Source organism: Nocardia sp. CC213A (assembly GCF_030766805.1).
Classification (GTDB): domain Bacteria; phylum Actinomycetota; class Actinomycetes; order Mycobacteriales; family Mycobacteriaceae; genus Nocardia; species Nocardia otitidiscaviarum.
This window is the reverse complement of sequence record NZ_JASFXA010000032.1, coordinates 40,060-58,778: the sequence shown is the minus strand read 5'-3', so window position 1 is coordinate 58,778 and position 18,719 is coordinate 40,060. Positions and strand designations below refer to the sequence as shown.

The window sequence follows — 18,719 nt, the reverse complement described above, 5'->3', positions numbered from 1 at the left end:
GCCGCGCCGAGCGCTGCTGCCTGCCGGTCCGGCGCGCCTGGTCGTCGTCGGCCGGGGCTCGCCGCGCCTGGCACGGCCGGGCGGACGCACCGCCCGGTGACCGTCCGGCCAGTGCGGCTTCGCCCGCCTCAGCTGTCGCACGTCCATTCGCGGCGATCGACCACACCGTCATCCTGTTCCGCGCACGCGAAAACCGCGGGTGCCGGGGAGCACCCGCGGTCAACGGAGTCCTAGAACGACGTACTTCAGGAAGCGATACGCGCCACCTGCGGCTTGCGCCCGCTCACGGCCGCACGCACGGCGGCGGAGATCGCCACCACCGGCGGCACCCAGCGCGCCTCCTGCGGAGCGACTCCCCAGCACGCCGAACCGGCGGCGGACAGCTGCGTCGGCGGCAGCGGGATGCCCGCACCGTCGGAGTGCACGATGGCACCGGCGGCCCGCAGCGCCTCGAGCGCCATGGCGGCCTTCTGTACGCCGGTGACCAGGTGGATTTCGCGGCGCTCGGTGCCCGGAATCTCGATGACCGGCCCCGAGAGGTTGTTGGCACGCAGGAAGCGACGGACATAAGCGGCGGTCTCCCCGGATACCTCGATACCCGCCAGGTTGTCGTCGGTGATCAGGCAGATGCCGTTGGCCGTTTCGGCGACCGTCCAGCCACGCTGGGTGTATTCCTGCGCAGATGCGGCCAACACTGCGGCCGTGACGGAAGACGAAAACGTCGTACGCACTGGATTCTCCATTCCCCGGTAGATCTAGGTCCTGCTCTGTGCGTGGTATCGCCGCCCGGTGTCCGAGGCGTTACAGGCTCTTTTTCACGCGTCTTCGTTCGCGGCTACAAAAGAGACAGCTTCGCGTTGTAGGTGGCGCTACTGCGCCGGTGTCACAGCGGTGACATTTCCGGGTCGGCACCCACTACCTGCGATAACGCCGAAGCTGCTCGCGCCCACGCGTTTCCGAGCGTGATGTGCCCGGAAATGGGAAGTGTCGGAGAACACACTGCGTCGGACTGTAGCGCGGATGTGATTGCGATCAGACTTGGCGTGCCGGAAGGCCGGTGGGAGAGGAGCGTTTTCGTCCATGACCGATCGATCGGGTGGGGATCAGTCCGAACTGGACGAGTTCGAGGCGGAATCGCGCTGGCTGGCGTTCAAGGAGTCGGCGGTCAAGCGCATGTCCCGGCACGCCGCCGAGGCGGACGCGGACGAGCAGCGGCCGGTCGAACCATTCGCCAGCCCAAGCGCATTCGGCTCCTGGAGCGTCGAGGCCGCGCGCGCCCTGGTGGACCTGCAATTCCGCCGGACCGCCACCCGCACCCTGCTGCCGCTGGCGTATCTGCTGGGTCTGGCGGGTGCGGTGGCCATTCCCATCGCCACGACGGTGTTACTGCTGAGGTCCTCGATGTGGGTGGGAGTGGTGTTCGCGGTGGTGTTCGCGATACCGTTGGGGCTCACCATCGCCGCCACCGTGCGCCTACTGCTGGAATTCCTGGTGAACGCCTCGCGGCTGGCGGGCAAGGTGGAACATATCGCCGAGCTGGCCGACGATCTGTTCCAGGCCCTGTCGGATGTGGCCGAACCGGTCAATCAGCTGTCGGAGGATATGCGTGCCGTGCAGTTCTGGCGCTTCCGAAAGCGTAACTCCCGCAAGTAGTCTCGTCTCCGAACGGTCGTTCGTGGCGGCCCCGGCGTTCCCCGCGTCCATGGATCGGCGAGATTTCCTGTGTCACAATGCGATCGCAACTTGTTAGGGGGACGGATGGCTCTACCGCAGGGGATCACCGGATCGACCATGCCGCGTCGACAACTCGGTCGTCAGCTTCGCGACCTGCGCAATCGCGCGCGGATGACGACCCGGGTGGCCGCGCAGCGGCTGGAATGGTCCGAGGCCAAGATCTGGCGCATCGAGACCGGTCAGACATCGCTGCGCAGCCTCGACGTCGAGGCCATGTGCCGCATCTACGGTGCGCCCGAGGACGCCATCCAGCCGCTGGCCGCGCTGGCCCGGGAGACCAAGGCGCGCGGCTGGTGGACCGAGTACAGCGACGTCATCGACGAGGGTTACGAGGTGTACATCGGCCTCGAGGAGGCCGCCGCCCGCCTCACCACCTATGAGAACGAGCTGGTGCCCGGGCTGTTGCAGACCGAGGACTACATGCGCGCGGTGCTCGCGGGCGCGTATCCGGGCATCACCGCCGAGCAGATGGACCGCCGGGTGCGGGTCCGCACCACGCGCCAGCAGTTGCTGACGCGCTCGGATTCCCCGCTGCAATTGGATGTGGTGATCTCGGAGGCGGTGCTGTGGCATCGGATCGGGGGCGAGGGGGTCACCGCCGGTCAGCTGGACCGCCTGCGCGATCTGAGCGAACTGCCGAATGTGCGGCTGCGGCTGGTGCCCGCGGACTGCGGATACCACCACGGAATGGATGCGGGCCGATTCGTCCTGCTCGAATTCCCCGCACCCGCGGGCGAGGTGCCCGAACCGCCGGTGGTGTACGTGGAATCCCTCACCGGCTCCTCCTACCTGGACAAAGACCACGACGTGGAGCGCTATCGCGAGGCATTTCGGGCCGTCGCGGCGGTGGCGGTGGACGCCGCGCCCGTGATCGAGTCCGCGCGTGCCTCGGTCTGAGCTGTCCGCCCGTTGTGCTGTTTCACAGAACTCGCGCGCGCCCATTGTCCTCGCGCGTGACGGCCGTTACAGTCGGTGCTAGCAGGGTGCTTGCAACTGCGAGCGCGAACCCTGTGGAGTGAGCCAGACAAAGGAGTCTGACCATGCCAGGTGAGAGCACCGACAGATCCTCCGGGGAACTATCCGCGGCCGGCCCCACGCGCGGCCGACAGATGCTCGTCGACGACCGCTTCACGGCGGTCGCCGCCAAGTTCTTCCAGATCTTCCGCCGCTCGCGTGCGGGTGGCGGCGCCTTCGCGGTTTTCCTCGACGGCGAGCCGGTGCTCGACATCTGGGCGGGTTGGGCCGAACCCGGACGCCGCTGGGGCGCCGACACCATGGCGCTGTCGTATTCCACCAGCAAAGGCGTGGCGGCCACCGTCATCAACCGTCTCGCCGATCGCGGGGTCATCGACTACGACGCTCCCGTCGCCGAGTACTGGCCCGACTTCGCGGCCGCGGGCAAGGGTGACATCACCGTGCGGCAGGCGCTCGCCCATCGCGCCGGAGTGCAGCGCATGCGCGGACTGCTCGACGATCCCGAGGATCTGCTCGACCACGACAAGGTGGCCGCGGCCATGGCGGCGAGCGCGCCGGATCCGCTGCGGCACCGGGCTTCCGGATATCACGGACTGAACTTCGGCACGCTGGTCGCGGAGATCGCGCAGCGGGCGAGCGGACGGCCCTTCACCGACCTGGTGCGCAGCGAACTCGTGGAGCCGCTGGGCGACAACGACTTCTGGTTCGGGGTGCCCCGGCAGCAGCGGCATCGCATCGCCCGCCTGTCGCCCCGGCTCAGCGTCGGCAAGGTGCCGTTCGACCGGCTGGTCGGGCTGCCCGCGCGGGTGCGGGCGCTGCATTCGGCGCGCGGTGCGGTGTACGACGGCTGGGCCGACATGTCGGTGGGGGAGCGCCCCTACGACGCCATGATGCCCGGCTGGAACGGGACTTTCACCGCGCGGTCGCTGGCGCGCATGTACGGCGCCATCGCCAATGACGGCGTGGTCGGTCACCGCCGACTGCTCAGCGCCCAGGGCGCGCGAACACTCGCCGAGATGCCGGTGAACAGCCGCTTCGACTACGTCCTCGGCGCACCACCGCAATTCGCGCTCGGCTACCACCGCGCCATCGTCGGAGCGACGCTCACCCGCAAGGCCTTCGGGCACTTCGGCATCGGCGGCTCCGGCGGCATGGCGATCCCCGGCCGCGGCCTGGGCATCGGATTCGTCACCAATCAGCTCGGCTATTCGGCCATGACCCTGGGCGATGCCCGGCTGCCGCTGCTGGCGGCCATGACGCAGCGGGCCGCACGGGTGGCGCGCGGCGAGGGCGCGGCGGTCGCCGCCTGAGCCCGGCTCTCGGCGCGGTGTTGCCGCGCCTGCGGATTCAGTTCCCGCCCTTCAGCTTTCGCCAGCCCCCGGCGCGGTTGTTGGCGATGATCTGCCGGAACATGGCGAGCAGCGCCGGGGCGTTCAGGGTCTCGCCTTCGCGAACGGCGACGGTGCGGGCCGTCTTGTTGTCGTGCCCGCCGGTGATGATCCCCTCCGGATCGGGCACGATGGCCCCGTCGTAGAGGAAGACGTTCACATGGTCCTTGGCGGCGAGCAGCGCGCAGATATTGCCGTCCAGCACGAAGTAGGGCCGCACCGTGCGTTTGATGGTCTCGACGACCTCGGGATCGGCCTGGTGCACCAGCTCCCGCACCTCGTGGCATACGGCCTGCTGCCATTCCGGTAGCGCGTCGATGTAGGCATCGACCCGCGGATCGACCGCGTAGGAGGGCATGCCCGCAGCATACGGCTCAGCGCAGCGACTGTTCCAGGACTTCGCGATGTGTGGGCGCGGCCGCACGGTGCAGTTCGCGGCCCTTGTCGGTGAGGCAGACGAAGATGGCGCGGCGGTCCTCGGTGCACAGGGTGCGGTTGACCAGGCCGTCGCGTTCCAGGCGGGCCACGGCGCGGGAGAGGGCGCTCTGGCTGAGGTGGATGTCTCCGGCGAGGTCGCTCATCTTGTAGCTCTCGCCGCCGGCCTCCATGAGCCGGTCGAGGGTTTCGAATTCGCTGAGCCCGATGTGGTGGCGGCCCTGCAACTCCTTCTCGAGGGCGCAGGATGCGGTCGCGTGCCGGCTCAGCAGCTCACGCCATTCGGCTACCAGCCCGGTGGCTTCGGGCCGGTCGACAGGCGCTGTCGGCTTCGGCATGGGGCCATCCTAGTGGTCGGCGCGTAACCATGCAATCGCATTTAATGCTTGCACATTTAATGCGTACGCATGTACTGTTTCGGCTCATGACCACAACGGCTCTGAAATCGGCTGCCGCATCCGCCGATACGAACAGCTGGCCCCTGCGCCTCTGGGGCATGCTGATCACCCTGTGCATCGTGCTGTTCCTCGACGGTCTGGACGTGTCGATGATCGGCGTCGCACTGCCGTCCATCGGAACCGAACTCGACCTCCCCACCTCCACCCTGCAGTGGCTGGTCAGCGGCTACGTCCTCGGCTACGGCGGCCTGCTGCTGCTGGGCGGACGCACCGCCGACCTGCTCGGCCGCCGCAAGGTCTTCCTGATCGCGCTGGCCGTCTTCGCCCTCGCCTCGCTGGCGGGCGCGCTGGTCAGCTCCGGCCCGCTGCTGATCCTCACCCGCTTCATCAAGGGCCTGGCCGCCGCCTTCACCGCGCCGACCGGCCTGTCCATCATCACCACCAACTTCGCCGAGGGCCCGGCCCGCAACAAGGCGCTGTCCATCTACACCGTGTTCGGCGCGGGCGGGTACTCCATGGGTCTGCTGTTCGGCGGCCTCATGACCGGCATCGGCTGGCGCTGGACCTTCCTGCTGCCGGTGCCCATCGCCCTGGCGGCCCTGGTCGCGGCCATCTTCCTGGTGCCCAAGGACAAGCCCGCCGAAGAGGGCGGCCATGACATCCTGGGTGCGGTGCTGTCCACCGCCGCCATGCTGCTGCTGGTCTACACCGTGGTCACCGCCCCCGAGGTGGGCTGGACGTCGGCGCGCACCATCGGCTCGTTCGTGCTGGCCGCGGCGCTGTTCGCCGGATTCGTGGCGGTGGAGAACCGGGTGAAGTACCCGCTGGTCCGCCTGGGCATCCTGCGCAAGGCCACCCTGGTCCGCGCCAGCCTCGCCATCATCGCGGTGGGCGGTTCCTACTTCAGCTGGCAGTTCATCACCACGCTGTACTTCCAGGACACCCTCGGCTGGTCGCCGCTGCACCTGGCACTCGCCCTGCTGCCGGTGGGTCTGCTGGTGGTCACCTCGGCCTTCGTCTCCGACAAGCTGGTCGACCGCTTCGGCACCGGCCCGATCATCGCCGTCACCATGGCGGTCATGGCCGTCGGCTACCTGATGTTCCTGCGCGTCGACACCGCCCCGAACTATCTGACGGTCCTGCTGCCCGCCATCCTGCTGATCGGCATCGGCTGGGTCGGCTTCCCGGCCATCAATATCCAGGCCACCAGCGGCATCGACAATGACGAGCAGGGGCTCGCCGCCGGCGTGCTGCAAACCGCCATGCAGGTCGGCGCGGCCATCGTGCTGGCGGTGACCACCGCCATCGTCACCTCGGGCGCGCACACCGACCCCAGCCCGGCCGCCATGCTGGACACCTACCGTCCCGGCCTGGAGTTCGCCGCGGGCGTGGCGATCGTCGGAGCCCTGGTCGCCCTCACGGTCTACCTGCCCAAGCGGCGCAAGGACCGTGCGGCCGCTGCGGAGGAGGACGAACTCCAGCTCGTCGGCTGACCCGAACTCCGGCGCGGCGACGGTCTCCCTCATCGCCAGCCGCTCCGGTTCGCTGGGGCGCACCGCAGACGCGGTGCGCCTCAGCGCTTTCAGCGTCACCGGCGTTATCGCCGCTCCGCGTCGGCCACGCCGTTCGGAACGAGATGCCTTACGTATGGGACTGATAGCCGTCCTTGCGGCGTGGTCGTCCGCAGGCGGCCGACCACCGCGGTAGACCGCGCCCGATCGATGGGTCACCGACGCGGCGGTCGAGCCGACCGGACGCTATGGACAGGCTCCTGGTCGCGGCCACCGCTCACGAGGTCGGGGAATCCGAACCGGCGACCACCGCCCGGCGGTGACTCCGGTGTCCGTGCGGCGCGTCCTACCCTCGGTGCCGTTGTCGGCTTGTCACGATATCCGGGTGAGTCGCGACAGGCTGGCTGCGATGTTCGCGCGTCGTCGGGCGCGGCTGCGGTCGCGGCGCTACGCCACCGCCGCGCTGAACCCGCCCACGGTGCCCGGCGTGACCGTCCCCGTCACCACTCCGGACGGGGCGCGGTTGCGGGTGCGCGTCCACGGTCCGGAGCAGGGGCGGCCGATGGTGCTCGTGCACGGCTGGGGCTGCTGCCTCGAATACTGGAATCCGCAGATCAACGCCTTCGCCGAGCGATATCGCGTGATCTGCTACGACCAGCGCGGACACGGTGAGAGCGGGATCGGCGCCGATGTCGCGAGTATCGATCAGCTCGGCGACGACCTGGCCACCGTGCTGGCCGCCACCCTGCGTCCGGGCGAACCCGCGGTGCTGGTCGGGCACAGCATGGGCGGAATCACCGTGCAGGCGTGGGCCGCCCGCCACCGCGACCAGTTCGACGCCCACGCGGCGGGCCTGATCCTGGCCAACACCACCTCGGGACGCATCGCCACCGGCACCGAACTGCTGCCCGGCTTCAATGTGCCCCTGCGGATTCTCGGCCGTCGCGTCCGGCTCCCGGCCCGATCGCTGGTGTGGCTGCTCGGGCTGCCGCTGCCGATTCCGGGCGGGCCGCTGGTGAAATGGCTGATCCGCTGGCGCATCATGTCGCGCGCCGCCACCGCCGACGAGGTGGCCTTCGTCCTGAACATCGTGCGCTCGTGCCCGCCGCGCGGCCGCGCCCGCGTCGAACGGATGCTCGCCGAATTCGATCTGGGTCCGGCCGCCGAACACCTCACCGCGCCGACCACGGTGCTCGCCGGAGACCGCGACCGGCTGCTCCCGCTGGCCATGTCCCGCGCCCTCGCCGACGCGCTGGCCCGGGTCGGCAGCCTGGTGGCCTTCCACATCCTGCCCACCGGTCACGCCGCGAATGTCGAGGCCACGGACCGCTTCAACGCCGAACTGGTGGCCACGGCGCACCGCGCCTTCGACACCCCGAGCGCGACCACCGGCTGACGGACGCGGCCGCCCTCGGTGCCACGGCTGTTCAATACAACAGCCGCGCGTCCGAGAGCGGGGGCGCGGCGGCATCCTTGGCCGAGCGGATGACCGTGAGCGGCTGTCCGTTTCGACCCACGGTCGGCCATTCGATGCCGATGGTCGGATCGAACGCGTCCACCTCGCCGTCGAATTCGGGGGTGTACTCCAGTGAGCACAGGTACGTCACGGTGGAGTCGTCCGCCAGCGAGAGCAACGCGTGCCCCAGCCCCTCGGCCAGATATACCGACCGGCGCGTCACATCGTCGATCACCACGGCGTCCCACCGCCCGAAGGTCGGCGAGTCGGGCCGCAGATCCACCACCACATCCAGGAACGCGCCCCGCACACAGGTCACGTACTTGGCCTGCCCCGGCGGATTCGCGGTGTAGTGGATGCCGCGCAGCACCCCGGCGGCGGAGGTGGAGACGTTCACCTGCTGGAGATCGAAGGGCCGCCCCACCGCCTTCTCGAATTCCGACGCTTTGAACTGCTCGAGGAACACCCCGCGCGCGTCACCGTGCAGCCGCGGCGTGAACTCCCACGCGCCGGGCACCGACAGTTCCCGTATCTCCACCGTCAGTGCTCCCGTCCCAGTGCGCCCTGCTCCCACTCCCGGCCGTGCTCCAGCAGATTCAGCAGATAGGTGCCGTAACCCGAGCGTTCGAGCGGTTCGGCGATGGCGCGCAGCTGTTCGTCGTCGATGAAGTTCATCCGCCAGGCCACCTCCTCGGGTACCCCGATCTTGAGGCCCTGCCGCTCCTCGATGGTGCGCACGTAATTCGCGGCGTCCAGCAGCGAGTCGAAGGTGCCGGTGTCGAGCCAGGCGGTGCCGCGGGCGAGCACCTCCACCCGCAGCCTGCCCTGTTCGAGATAGGTGCGGTTGATATCGGTGATCTCGTATTCGCCGCGCGCCGAGGGCCGCAGCCCGCGGGCGATCTCGACGACGTCGTTGTCGTAGAAGTACAACCCCGGAATGGCGTAGTTGGAGCGCGGCCGCTTCGGCTTCTCCTCGATGGAGATGGCCTTGCCCTCGGCGAATTCCACCACGCCGTAGGCGGTGGGGTCGGAGACCCGGTAGGCGAACACCGCGCCGCCGTCGAGCCCGTCGAAGCGGTGCAGCGTGGTGCCGAGTCCGGGTCCGTGGAAGATATTGTCGCCCAGCACCAGTGCCGCGCAGTCGGTGCCGATGTGGTCGGCCCCCAGGACGAAGGCGCGGGCGAGCCCGTCGGGTTCCGGTTGCACCACATAGGAGATGGACAGCCCGAACCGGCTGCCGTCGCCGAGCAGGCGCGCGAAGGCGTCGCTGTCCTCCGGTGTGGTGATGACCAGGATGTCCCGGATCCCCGCCAGCATAAGCGTGGACAGGGGGTAGTACACCATCGGCTTGTCGTACACCGGGACCAGCTGTTTGCTCACTCCGCGCGTGATCGGGTGCAGCCGTGAGCCCGTGCCGCCCGCCAGGATGATTCCGCGCATGTCACAGCAGTCTGCCAGTTGGGTTCCGGACGGGGGCGGGGAGGTTCCGACTCGACCGCGAATCGATCACGGCCGTTTACCGCAATGCGCTTGTGGCCATTAAGTGTTGCGTACGTCACGTTCCCATGGTGTTCTGAAACGACGCTATGTGAGATGTCAGCGCCGACTCTCGCGCGCCTGGTGCCCGAGCCCCGTTCGGGTCCCCGGACGAACGGCTCGGCGCGCCAACAACGAGGTAGGTGCGCGATGACAGCGACAAGTGACAGCGTCCCGGTGGCCAACCCGCACGGCATCAGCGTGTACGCGCACGCCCTGGCCGCCGCCTGCCGCACCGTGGTCCGGCCGCTAGGCGGCCTGGTGCCCGTCAACGCGCTCACCATTCCGGTGGCGGCCACGGTGATCAACGGGCTGTCGAAATTCCGGCCGCAGCCGCGCGGGGTGGAGCGGGAGCAGGTGCGGCTCAGGGGTTTCCGCATGGAGATCGTGCGTCCTGCCGGAGCCCGCAGTTCGCTGCGCGACGGCGCGATCATGTACATGCACGGCGGCGGATTCTTCCTGTGCGGGCTGGATACGCACCGTCCCGTGGTGGCCGCGCTGGCCCGGCGCACCGGACTGCCGGTGGTCAGCGTCGAGTATCGGCAGCTGCCCGATACCGATATCTCCGGTTCGGTCGACGACTGTCTGACCGCCTACCGTTGGCTGCTCAGCCGCGGCGCGGACGCCTCGCGCATTGTCTTCGCCGGTGATTCCGCCGGCGGCTACATGACTTTCGCGACCGCCCTGCGCGCCCGCGAGCAGGGGCATCCGGTGCCCGCCGGTCTGGTCGGCCTGTGTCCCGCGCTGGATCTGGACTGCACCGAGAAGCGCGCCCACCCGAATATGCGCCGGGACCCGCTCATTCCGCTGTCCGCACTGGAATCGGTGGTGCGCATCGGAGCGACGGTCGACGGCTGCCTGGACCCGCGGCTCTCACCGGTCAACGGCGTGCTCGCCGGGATGCCCCCGGCCCTGCTCATCGTGGCCGAGGACGAGGTGCTGCGCCGCGACAGCGAACTCATGGCCCAGCGCCTGGCCGCCGCGGGCGTCCCGGCCACCCTGGAGGTCTGGCGCGGTCAGGTGCACGCCTTCATGGCCATCTTCCCGGGCATGCCCGAGAGCCGGGCGGCACTGGCGTCGGTGGCCCGCTTCGTGCGCGCCCGACTCGAGGCCGAGCAGCTGATGCGCACGGCGTGAGTCTGGTGCGCGGAGCCGTCCACCGCATAGGCGGACGGTGAGCATCTGTCGGCGTTCGTCGCCCACGACGGCGTCGATCATGACATCCCGGAACGGCGGCGTACCCGCCACGCCTCCCGGATACGGCGAACCCGCCCGGTCCGAGACCGGGCGGGTTCGCCTGTGTCGCTTGCCGATTACTTGGCCGGCGGCACGAAGGGCTCGTTGATGGTCTGGAAGTACTGCAGGACCGACACGACCGCCACCGGAGCGGTGATCAGGATGGTGCCGGCGATGCCGATCAGGCTCGCGCCCGCCGCGGCGCCCAGGAGGCAGCCGATGATCGGGCCGGAGCCGCCACCCAGGGCGACCGGAAGGGTGATGGCAGCACCGAACACGATGCCGAGACCGCAGCCGACCACGCCACCGAGCACGGTGGTGGTCAGACCGGCCAGGGTGCCCGCCAGGCTGATCTGGTCCTTCATCCGGGAGAAGGCCGCCTTCTCGCGGTCGTAGGGGGTCTTGAACTGGTCGGGCGCGGCGAACGGCACCGCGACCGGCTTGTAGACCGCGTGCTCCATGTCGAGCTGCGGGGTCAGGGTGGCGGTGTTGCCGCTGATCTCCGCGGCGATCGGGAAGACGAACTCGTCGACCTGCGCGGTGAGCGGAGCGCCGCCCATCACGGTGCCGTCGGCGTTCTTGATCTTCAGGGCGCCGTCCTCGACCGCCAGCGATCCGACGTCGGTGGTGAGCGTCAGGCTCTTCTCCTGAATCTCATAGGAGACATTGACACCCTTCGGTGCCGGAGCCGGGTCGGCGTGCACGGTGCCCGCGGTGACGCCCAGGGCAGCGATAACCATGGCCGACGTCGCGGCGAATTTCCTCATCAGCATTCTTTGAAACCTCGATACGAAGAGCTCGGGGGGACACGGGAATACAAATCGAGGTCAGCTAACGATCGGTGAACCTACTGTGACCGTTCATTCAATTCTTGTTCACCACAGCGCCGTACGCGGTGGTCGGCTCCTGGAAACACGCAGGTCGCGACCGACTTTCTCGAACCTTCCGGACGGAATCGACAATCCGGACCAGCAAGTTTGTGTTCGAGATCACAAATAATCGAGGTATATCCGTGACCGAATCGGGCGAATGTCGCGAGTTGGCGGCGAAATTGCGACATTTCGGCGCGGATTCCAACCTACGGCGGTATTCGGTGTTTCCACCGCGTATCCGAATGCGCGCAGCCGGAACGCCGCCGCTGTGCTCGTCGGGTTACCTGACCCCCGGCTCGCCGCGAAACTCGGTAGGGTGCTGCTGTGCGACTGCTCGTAACCGGTGGCGCCGGCTTCATCGGCGCGAACTTCGTTCATCAGACCGTGAACCGACGGCCCGGCGTCCATATCACCGTGCTGGACAAACTCACCTATGCCGGAAACCGGGCCTCACTGGACCCGGTGGCCGACCGCATCGAGTTCGTGCACGGTGACGTCGCCGATGCGGCACTGGTGGACCGGCTGGTCGGGGGTGTGGACGCGGTGGTGCATTTCGCCGCCGAATCACACAACGACAATTCCCTCGCCGATCCGTGGCCGTTCGTCCAGACCAATATCGTCGGCACCTTCGCGCTGCTCCAGGCGGTGCGCAAACATCAGGTGCGCTACCACCACATCTCCACCGACGAGGTGTACGGCGATCTGGAACTCGACGATCCGGCCGCGTTCACCGAGGACACGCCATACAATCCGTCCAGTCCCTATTCGGCCAGCAAGGCGTCCAGCGACATGCTGGTGCGCGCCTGGGTGCGCTCGTTCGGTATCCGGGCCACACTGTCCAACTGCAGCAACAACTTCGGCCCCTACCAGCACGTCGAGAAATTCATTCCGCGGCAGATCACCAATCTCATCGACGGTATCCGCCCCCGCCTCTACGGCGCCGGCCATCAGGTGCGCGACTGGATCCACGTGGACGACCACAACAGCGCGGTATGGGAAATCCTGGAGCGCGGGCGCATCGGTCAGACATATCTCATCGGCGCCGACGGCGAACGCGACAACAAATCGGTGGTGCGGCTCATTCTGGAGGCATTCGGCCGCGATCCGGACGACTTCGACCACGTCACCGACCGTCCCGGCCACGATCAGCGCTACGCCATCGATTCCACGCTGCTGCGCACCGAACTCGGCTGGAAACCGGAATACCGCGACTTCCGCGCGGGACTGGCCGCCACCATCGACTGGTATCGCGGTAACGAATCCTGGTGGCGGCCGCAGAAAGCCGTCACCGAAAGCGCCTACGCCGCCGCGGGCGAGAAAGTCCTGTAGGCCGCGGAACTCGCGTAGGCCGCGCGTGCTCGTCGCTAGGCTCGCGCGGCTCACCGGGTGATGGTGGGCCGCGCGATCTCCGGCGCGCCGCGCGGTTTCAACCCCGGGTTACTCAGCCCCAGACGATGGAGCAGTATTTCGCGGCCGCGGTGACGAGTGCGAAAACGCTGGCGGAGACGATGACGACGGCCGGTCCGCGTGACGGCGTACGCCCCTCGGAATCGGTGAGCCGCAACGGCATCCAGCGCAGCACCACCGCCATGGCGGCAATGGCCAGCGGGACGAAGTACCGGCCCTGCACACCGTCGATGATGTAGTAGCCCACCGGGGTGAAGGACATGTACAGCGTCACGTAGATCATGGCGACACTGGCCAATACGGTCAGCGCGACAATGGCGGTGCGCGCGTTGCTCGCCCCCGGCAAACGATCGGCAATGCCGACGCTCACCGCGAAAGCGAGCAGGCAGGCCAGCATCGTGATGGCCGGAACATCGATGTAGGCGAAGCCCAGTTCGCCGAAGAACTGGGTGAACCAGCGCTGGTCGCGCAGCCACACACTGTCGCCGAACACGCTCAGGAAGCGCAGCGGATCGCTCAGGATCTCCGAGAGCTGATCGCCCGGCCGCACGGTGCCCCACTGGTGCCGGGGCCGCATCAGGCTCATGCCCTCACCGGTCGGGGCTGCGATCTTCATCCACGCCGCGAACACGCCCGCGCCGACGGCCGCGACCACCCACGGCAGGAAGCGCAGCGGTCCGCGCAGACCGTAGCGCCGCGCCGGAATCAGCACGGTGAGCATGGCCAGCAGCACGTAGGTCGGCTTGCTGATCGGCAGCAGCACCGTGGCGGCGAGCGCCGCGACGGTCTCCGGGCGGGTCAGCCGGTCGCCGAGGAACAACCCCTTCACCAGCAGCGCCGACACCAGGATGGCCAGCGCGTTGGTCATGGTGTCGGCCGTGACCGTGCCCGCCTGGAAGACCGCGATGGGCAGCACCGCGACCGTGAACGCCAGCCACTGCACCCGGTGCCCGCGCAGGGTCCGCAGTGCGAAGCCGACGATCAGCACGTAGGCCAGCAGACCGGACAGCCGGGTCACGGTATTGAGCGCGCCGACACTCAGGTCGAGCGCCTCGGAGAGCCGAATGCCCAGGGCCGCGGGGACATACGGAACGGGGGAGTAGGCGGCGGTATTGGTGAACCACACATCCCGGGTCTCCGCCGTCACCGGTGCCGCGCCGAGGCGGTCGTAGACGCCCGGATCGGCCACCATCGGATCGGGTTCTTCGGGATTGTTGTTGTAGTCCCCGAACGCGTAGCTCATCAGCGCGTCGATGCTGGTCGGCACCTGACCGCCGTAGGCGACGTCGCGATCGTCGGCGATCTCCTCCGGGGTGAACCCGCCGTGCGCCACCTGATACGCCCGCCCGAACTGGGTGATCTCGTCGTGGCCCCAGAACGGCGGGGTGGCGACGGCGAACAGCGCCCCGAAGACCCCGGCCACCACGACGAAGGCCAGCGCCGCCGTACCGAACCGCCGTTCGACGGCGTCGACGATGCCGCCGAACCCACCGGGCCGCGCCGCGCCGACTCCGACCTTGGCGGGCTGGGCGCGCTCGTCGGCGGCGACCGCTTCGGTCGCGGTCGCTGTGGCGCTCGCGCTGTCGGACACAGCGGTTTTCGCGGTGCTCACGGCGTTCGGGTGCCGGACCTCGTCCCAGATCGGGGTATCGGTGGACGCGACCGGTCCGCCGTCGTCCGACGCGGCAGCGACCGCCGTATCCGAGGTCGTGTCGGCGCTGTCGCCGCCGGGCATCCCGTTGCCATTCTTCGATTCCACCGCGCCATTCTGCGCCGCGGAGGCGGAGTCTCCGGTAGACGCCGCGGCAGAGTCTCCGGTAGACGCCGCGGCCGAGTCTCCGGTCGACGCCGCGCCGGATCTGTCGGATACCGAGGTCATCGGCGCGAACCGCCGGAATGCTCGGGCTCCCGTTCTCCGGCTCCGACGGCCGAGTAGCGCAGATAGATCAGTCGCGCGGCCTCGTGCCGGGAGCGCTTGATGCCGTCGAGAATCAGACCGGCCGTCCACGCGAGCGTGCCGAACAACAGCAGCGTGAAGCCGAGGAACAGCGTGGGGAATCGCGGTACCTCGTGAATCCGATAGAACTCCACCACGATCGGAACGATCAGCACGACCGACAGCAGCCAGGCCAGCGTGCCGAACATCCCGTAGAAGGCGACCGGTCGCTCATGCCGCGCCAGGCCGATGATCAGGCGCAGGATCTTGAACCCGTCGTGATAGGTGCGCAGTTTGGATTCACTGCCCGCCGGGCGATCCCGGAAGCCGACCGGCACCGCGGTCTGCGGCACCCGCAGATGCTGCGAATGCACCGTCAACTCGGTCTCGATCTCGAACTCGCGCGACACCGCCGGGAAGCTCTTCACGAAACGCCGGGAGAACACCCGGTACCCGCTCAGCATGTCCTCGACGTTCTCGCCGAACACCTTGCCGACCACGCCGTTGAGCACCTTGTTGCCGGTCTCGTGCCCGACCCGGTACGCGGATTCGCCCGCGAGTTCCCGCCGCACCCCCAGTACGTGGTCGTACGGGCCCTCCAGCAGCGTCTTGATCATCAGCGGTGCGGCCGAGGCGTCGTAGGTGTCGTCGCCATCGATCATCAGATAGATGTCGGCCTCGATATCGGCGAAGGCACGGCGCACCACGTTGCCCTTGCCCTTGCGGTACTCGGTCCGCACGATCGCTCCGGCCTCGCGCGCCCGCTCCGCGGTCGCGTCGGTGCTCAGATTGTCGTAGACGTACACGACGATGCCCGGCACGGCGGCCTTCAGGTCGGTGACGACCTTCGCCACCGCGGCCTCTTCGTTGTGGCACGGCACGATGGCGGCAATGCGAAGCTCGGTGGACTCCACCCGGTCAATCCTTGCGATTGGAAGGGATAACGACATCGGGAGGGTACAGGCAGTGACCCCCGCCGCACCCGCTCACCCTCTCATCCCTCCGGCTTACCCGCACCCCGAGCCCGCATGCCTCGCGTGTCGGTTCCGACTCGCCGTACGACGGCCCTGCTGCCGCCGCCGGGCCGGGTGTGCGCGGTCGGACGGTCTCGCGCCCGCGACGGATCGCGGATCTCCGTTTCTGCGGTACCGTCGGCCCGGTGTCCACGAGTGAGCCCACGGTCACCGAGCCGGATCGAGGCGTGTCCCTGACCGGCAAGGCGCGCGCGTTCCTGCGTAAGGGCGGCGCCTTCCTGGTGGTCGGCGCCATCGGATTCCTGGTCGACGCGGGCACCTACAACGTGCTCGTGTTCTGGGGTGGCGAAGGCCCGCTGTTCCACGCCCCGCTGCCCGCCAAGATCATCGCCATCGGCGTGGCCACCGTCGTCACCTATTTCGGCAACAAATGGTGGACCTACTCCGATCACGGGGGCGAGACCGGCACCCGCCACATCCTCGTCTACGCCCTGCTCAATGTCATGGCCATCGGACTGCAACTGAGCTGTCTGGGTTTCTCCCGCTATGTGCTCGGGCTCGACAGTCCCTTGGCGGACAACATCTCCGGAACTCTGGTGGGCCAGGCGGTGGCCATGGGCTTCCGATTCTGGGCGTACGGGAAGTTCGTTTTCACCGGCCCGCGCGACAATGACGGCTAGCGCGGGTTCACGGTGCTCGGCGGCGGACGCATTGATATTCTCGCCCCGCCGAGCGCGTTCGTGGAACTGCGTCCACGTCATGGTTGAGCCGGTTCCTGTGGTAATTCGTTCTGTGGTAAATCGAGGGATAAGGGATTCATGGTGGACCAGTCGGGTGGGCAGGCCGTGACCGAGATCAGCGACCGGGAGGCCGTGGCCGCACCGGAGGCCTTGCGTGCCGATCACGCCGCACCGGAGCGCCTCGTGCTGGCGCGCGGTGTCTTCACCGGCCCCGCGCCGCGTATCAGCGACGATCTGTACGCGGTCGTCAAGGGCGGCAAGGCGACCCGGGAACGTTTCACGCTGCGCCTGCCCAAGGGCGCGAGCGCGCACACCAACACCTACTTCGGCCGTTTCGCCGCCAGCTACTGGCAGCGCTGGACCACGGTCACCGAGGTCGAGGCCGCCCTCACCCTGGAGGTGACGGGCAAGACGCTGGTCCGCCTGGCTGCCTCCGATATCGCGGGGCACCGGCGCGTGGTCGCCACCGCGGAGACCCGCGAGAGCGGCCGCGTCGCGCTGCGCGCCGCCTTGGACATGTATGTCGACGGCGGGGCCATCTGGCTGGAGATCGACGCCGTCGGCGGTGAGGTGTCGATCAGCGATCTGCAGTGGACCGCGCCCGCGCCGGAGCGGGTGCGCCCGGTGGCCATCGCCATCTGCACCTTCAACCGGGCCGAGGACTGCGCGCACACGGTGGCGGCGCTGGCCTCGGATCCGACCGTGCTCGATGCCATCGACGCCGTCTACGTCGTCGACCAGGGCACCGACCTGGTGGCCGACCGCCCGCTGTTCCAGCAGACCCAGCCGCGGCTGGGCGACAAGCTGCGCTACATCCGGCAGCCGAATCTCGGTGGGGCGGGCGGTTTCACGCGCGGCCTCTACGAGGTGTCGGCGGCCAATGAGCACGCCGACGTCATCCTCATGGACGACGATATCCTGTGCGAGCCCGAAACGGTGCTGCGGCTCAACGCCTTCGCGAACGTGACCGTGGAACCCACGCTGGTCGGCGCGCAGATGCTGTTCCTCTACAACCCCGACTACCTGAACGTCGGTGCGGAGGAGACCGATCTCGGCAAGCTGCGGCACGGCCAGAAGGTGTCGAAGGCGCTGCGCAACACCAGCATGCTCAAGAAGCATCAGGAGCGCCGCGTGGACGCCGGGTACAACGCCTGGTGGACCTGCCTCATCCCGGCCGAGGTGGTGGCGCGCATCGGGCTGCCGGTGCCGATCTTCTTCCAGTGGGACGACGTCGAATACGGTCTGCGCGCCCGCGAGCACGGTTTCGTCACCGTCACCCTGCCGGGCGCCGCCGTCTGGCACGCGGACTTCTACTGGAAGGACTTCGACGACTGGGCGCGCTACTTCTCCTCGCGCAACTCCCTCATCGTCTCCTCGCTGCACACCGACCTGGACCCCAAAGCCGTTACCCGGCAACTGCTCCGCGAGATCGGCGAGTACCTGGTCGGCATGCAGTACGGCCTGGCGCACACCACTCTCCAGGGCATCGAGGACTACCTGAAGGGTCCGGAGGCCTTGCGCGACGGCGGCCAGGCCGCACTCGCCGCTGCCCGCTCCTCCCGCGCCGACTATCCGGAGACCGTCAAGCATTCGGCCGCCACCGCCCCGGTTCCCAACGCGCACATCGGCATCCGCCGCGCGGGCGGCGAACCCAGCCGCCCGCTGCTGATCCTGTTCAAGCGCGCCATCACCCAGTGGACCGGCCGCACTCAGCCCGGACCGGTCGGGGTCACCCGCGAGGACGCGCACTGGTGGCACATCTCGCTGTTCGACCACGTGGTGGTCACCGACGCCTCGCAGTCCGGCGTCCGAATCCGCAAGCGGGACAAGGCCACCGCTCGCCGCCTGCTGCTGCGCGCCATCCGGGTGCTGCGGCAGCTCCGCCGCGAACTCCCCGACCTGCAACGCCGCTACCGCGCCGCCATGCCGGAACTCACCAGCCGCCGCAACTGGAAACGCCTCTACGGCATCGACGCCGAGTGACGACGCGCTGAAACGCGATCTCTCGGAGCGCTGAAAAGCAAAGCGGCCGTGTCCGATCGGGCACGGCCGCTTCGTTCTTCGCGGGACCGCCCCCACAGCGATCGGGCGACGCTTCGACCCATCGAATCTGTCACGCCT

17 protein-coding genes are annotated in these 18,719 nt (G+C 68.5%); 9 read left to right on the top strand and 8 right to left on the bottom strand.

The window, feature by feature from the left end; genetic code table 11:
- Positions 1-245: 245 nt before the first annotated feature.
- A complete protein-coding gene (locus QJS31_RS35765) occupies positions 246-731 on the bottom strand; it encodes a hypothetical protein (protein ID WP_039808555.1) in 486 nt (161 codons plus the stop codon).
- 349 nt (positions 732-1,080) lie between these two features.
- Here QJS31_RS35765 and QJS31_RS35760 point away from each other — a divergent pair, with 349 nt between their 5' ends.
- From QJS31_RS35760 to QJS31_RS35750, 3 genes are all read left to right on the top strand, one after another.
- Positions 1,081-1,653, top strand: a complete 573-nt coding sequence (locus QJS31_RS35760; RefSeq protein WP_143983282.1) for a DUF4282 domain-containing protein — start codon at positions 1,081-1,083, stop codon at positions 1,651-1,653.
- Positions 1,654-1,758: 105 nt separating this feature from the next.
- Positions 1,759-2,631 (top strand): helix-turn-helix transcriptional regulator, encoded by an 873-nt coding sequence (locus QJS31_RS35755; protein WP_282785594.1) that lies wholly within the window; start codon positions 1,759-1,761, stop codon positions 2,629-2,631.
- A gap of 143 nt (positions 2,632-2,774) precedes the next feature.
- Positions 2,775-4,019 carry a serine hydrolase domain-containing protein gene (locus QJS31_RS35750; protein ID WP_306358884.1) on the top strand — a complete coding sequence of 415 codons (1,245 nt, stop codon included), beginning with the start codon at positions 2,775-2,777 and terminating at the stop codon, positions 4,017-4,019.
- Positions 4,020-4,056: 37 nt separating this feature from the next.
- On the opposite strand, the gene QJS31_RS35745 is transcribed toward QJS31_RS35750, so the two are convergent.
- On the bottom strand, positions 4,057-4,455 hold the full coding sequence (locus QJS31_RS35745; protein ID WP_282785592.1) for a DUF1801 domain-containing protein: 399 nt from the start codon (positions 4,453-4,455) through the stop codon (positions 4,057-4,059).
- A 16-nt stretch (positions 4,456-4,471) separates the two neighbouring features.
- Positions 4,472-4,870, bottom strand: coding sequence for a MarR family transcriptional regulator (locus QJS31_RS35740; RefSeq protein ID WP_039808513.1), 399 nt, complete (start codon positions 4,868-4,870; stop codon positions 4,472-4,474).
- Positions 4,871-4,956: 86 nt separating this feature from the next.
- On the opposite strand from QJS31_RS35740, the gene QJS31_RS35735 reads away from it, so the two are divergent.
- Together QJS31_RS35735 and QJS31_RS35730 are read left to right on the top strand one after the other, a co-directional pair.
- The gene (locus tag QJS31_RS35735; protein WP_282785591.1) at positions 4,957-6,423 is read left to right on the top strand and encodes an MFS transporter; all 1,467 of its coding nucleotides are present in this window, start codon (positions 4,957-4,959) and stop codon (positions 6,421-6,423) included.
- Positions 6,424-6,850: 427 nt separating this feature from the next.
- Positions 6,851-7,837, top strand: a complete 987-nt coding sequence (locus QJS31_RS35730; protein ID WP_306358883.1) for an alpha/beta fold hydrolase — start codon at positions 6,851-6,853, stop codon at positions 7,835-7,837.
- A 31-nt stretch (positions 7,838-7,868) separates the two neighbouring features.
- Here QJS31_RS35730 and QJS31_RS35725 read toward each other — a convergent pair whose 3' ends face one another.
- On the bottom strand, positions 7,869-8,435 hold the full coding sequence (locus QJS31_RS35725) for a dTDP-4-dehydrorhamnose 3,5-epimerase family protein (RefSeq protein WP_282786053.1): 567 nt from the start codon (positions 8,433-8,435) through the stop codon (positions 7,869-7,871).
- A gap of 2 nt (positions 8,436-8,437) precedes the next feature.
- On the bottom strand, positions 8,438-9,337 hold the full coding sequence (gene rfbA, locus QJS31_RS35720) for a glucose-1-phosphate thymidylyltransferase RfbA (RefSeq protein ID WP_029930392.1): 900 nt from the start codon (positions 9,335-9,337) through the stop codon (positions 8,438-8,440).
- Positions 9,338-9,583: 246 nt separating this feature from the next.
- Here rfbA and QJS31_RS35715 point away from each other — a divergent pair, with 246 nt between their 5' ends.
- The gene (locus QJS31_RS35715) at positions 9,584-10,570 is read left to right on the top strand and encodes an alpha/beta hydrolase (RefSeq protein WP_306358882.1); all 987 of its coding nucleotides are present in this window, start codon (positions 9,584-9,586) and stop codon (positions 10,568-10,570) included.
- Between the two features lie 176 nt (positions 10,571-10,746).
- Here the strand turns inward: QJS31_RS35715 and QJS31_RS35710 are convergent, their stop codons facing one another.
- Positions 10,747-11,436: a hypothetical protein gene (locus tag QJS31_RS35710; RefSeq protein WP_306358881.1), complete on the bottom strand. Its 690-nt coding sequence runs from the start codon at positions 11,434-11,436 to the stop codon at positions 10,747-10,749.
- 429 nt (positions 11,437-11,865) lie between these two features.
- On the opposite strand from QJS31_RS35710, the gene rfbB reads away from it, so the two are divergent.
- On the top strand, positions 11,866-12,870 hold the full coding sequence (rfbB, locus tag QJS31_RS35705) for a dTDP-glucose 4,6-dehydratase (RefSeq protein ID WP_282781600.1): 1,005 nt from the start codon (positions 11,866-11,868) through the stop codon (positions 12,868-12,870).
- 112 nt (positions 12,871-12,982) lie between these two features.
- Here rfbB and QJS31_RS35700 read toward each other — a convergent pair whose 3' ends face one another.
- Positions 12,983-14,707, bottom strand: coding sequence for a DUF2142 domain-containing protein (locus QJS31_RS35700; protein WP_282781601.1), 1,725 nt, complete (start codon positions 14,705-14,707; stop codon positions 12,983-12,985).
- Positions 14,708-14,823: 116 nt separating this feature from the next.
- Positions 14,824-15,798, bottom strand: coding sequence for a glycosyltransferase (locus tag QJS31_RS35695; protein WP_282781603.1), 975 nt, complete (start codon positions 15,796-15,798; stop codon positions 14,824-14,826).
- 245 nt (positions 15,799-16,043) lie between these two features.
- On the opposite strand from QJS31_RS35695, the gene QJS31_RS35690 reads away from it, so the two are divergent.
- Both QJS31_RS35690 and QJS31_RS35685 read left to right on the top strand, forming a co-directional pair.
- Positions 16,044-16,538 (top strand): GtrA family protein, encoded by a 495-nt coding sequence (locus QJS31_RS35690; protein WP_244961442.1) that lies wholly within the window; start codon positions 16,044-16,046, stop codon positions 16,536-16,538.
- Positions 16,539-16,676: 138 nt separating this feature from the next.
- Positions 16,677-18,581 (top strand): glycosyltransferase, encoded by a 1,905-nt coding sequence (locus QJS31_RS35685; RefSeq protein ID WP_282781606.1) that lies wholly within the window; start codon positions 16,677-16,679, stop codon positions 18,579-18,581.
- The last annotated feature ends 138 nt before the right edge of the window (positions 18,582-18,719 follow it).

What these genes read in the sequence shown, in the direction of transcription:
- QJS31_RS35760 (WP_143983282.1), top strand. Translation starts at nt 1,081, where the DNA reads ATGACCGATCGATCGGGTGGGGATCAGTCCGAACTGGACGAGTTCGAG.
- QJS31_RS35755 (WP_282785594.1), top strand. Translation starts at nt 1,759, where the DNA reads ATGGCTCTACCGCAGGGGATCACCGGATCGACCATGCCGCGTCGACAA.
- QJS31_RS35750 (WP_306358884.1), top strand. Translation starts at nt 2,775, where the DNA reads ATGCCAGGTGAGAGCACCGACAGATCCTCCGGGGAACTATCCGCGGCC.
- QJS31_RS35745 (WP_282785592.1), bottom strand. Translation starts at nt 4,455, where the DNA reads ATGCCCTCCTACGCGGTCGATCCGCGGGTCGATGCCTACATCGACGCG.
- QJS31_RS35740 (WP_039808513.1), bottom strand. Translation starts at nt 4,870, where the DNA reads ATGCCGAAGCCGACAGCGCCTGTCGACCGGCCCGAAGCCACCGGGCTG.
- QJS31_RS35735 (WP_282785591.1), top strand. Translation starts at nt 4,957, where the DNA reads ATGACCACAACGGCTCTGAAATCGGCTGCCGCATCCGCCGATACGAAC.
- QJS31_RS35730 (WP_306358883.1), top strand. Translation starts at nt 6,851, where the DNA reads ATGTTCGCGCGTCGTCGGGCGCGGCTGCGGTCGCGGCGCTACGCCACC.
- rfbA (WP_029930392.1), bottom strand. Translation starts at nt 9,337, where the DNA reads ATGCGCGGAATCATCCTGGCGGGCGGCACGGGCTCACGGCTGCACCCG.
- QJS31_RS35715 (WP_306358882.1), top strand. Translation starts at nt 9,584, where the DNA reads ATGACAGCGACAAGTGACAGCGTCCCGGTGGCCAACCCGCACGGCATC.
- QJS31_RS35710 (WP_306358881.1), bottom strand. Translation starts at nt 11,436, where the DNA reads ATGAGGAAATTCGCCGCGACGTCGGCCATGGTTATCGCTGCCCTGGGC.
- QJS31_RS35685 (WP_282781606.1), top strand. Translation starts at nt 16,677, where the DNA reads ATGGTGGACCAGTCGGGTGGGCAGGCCGTGACCGAGATCAGCGACCGG.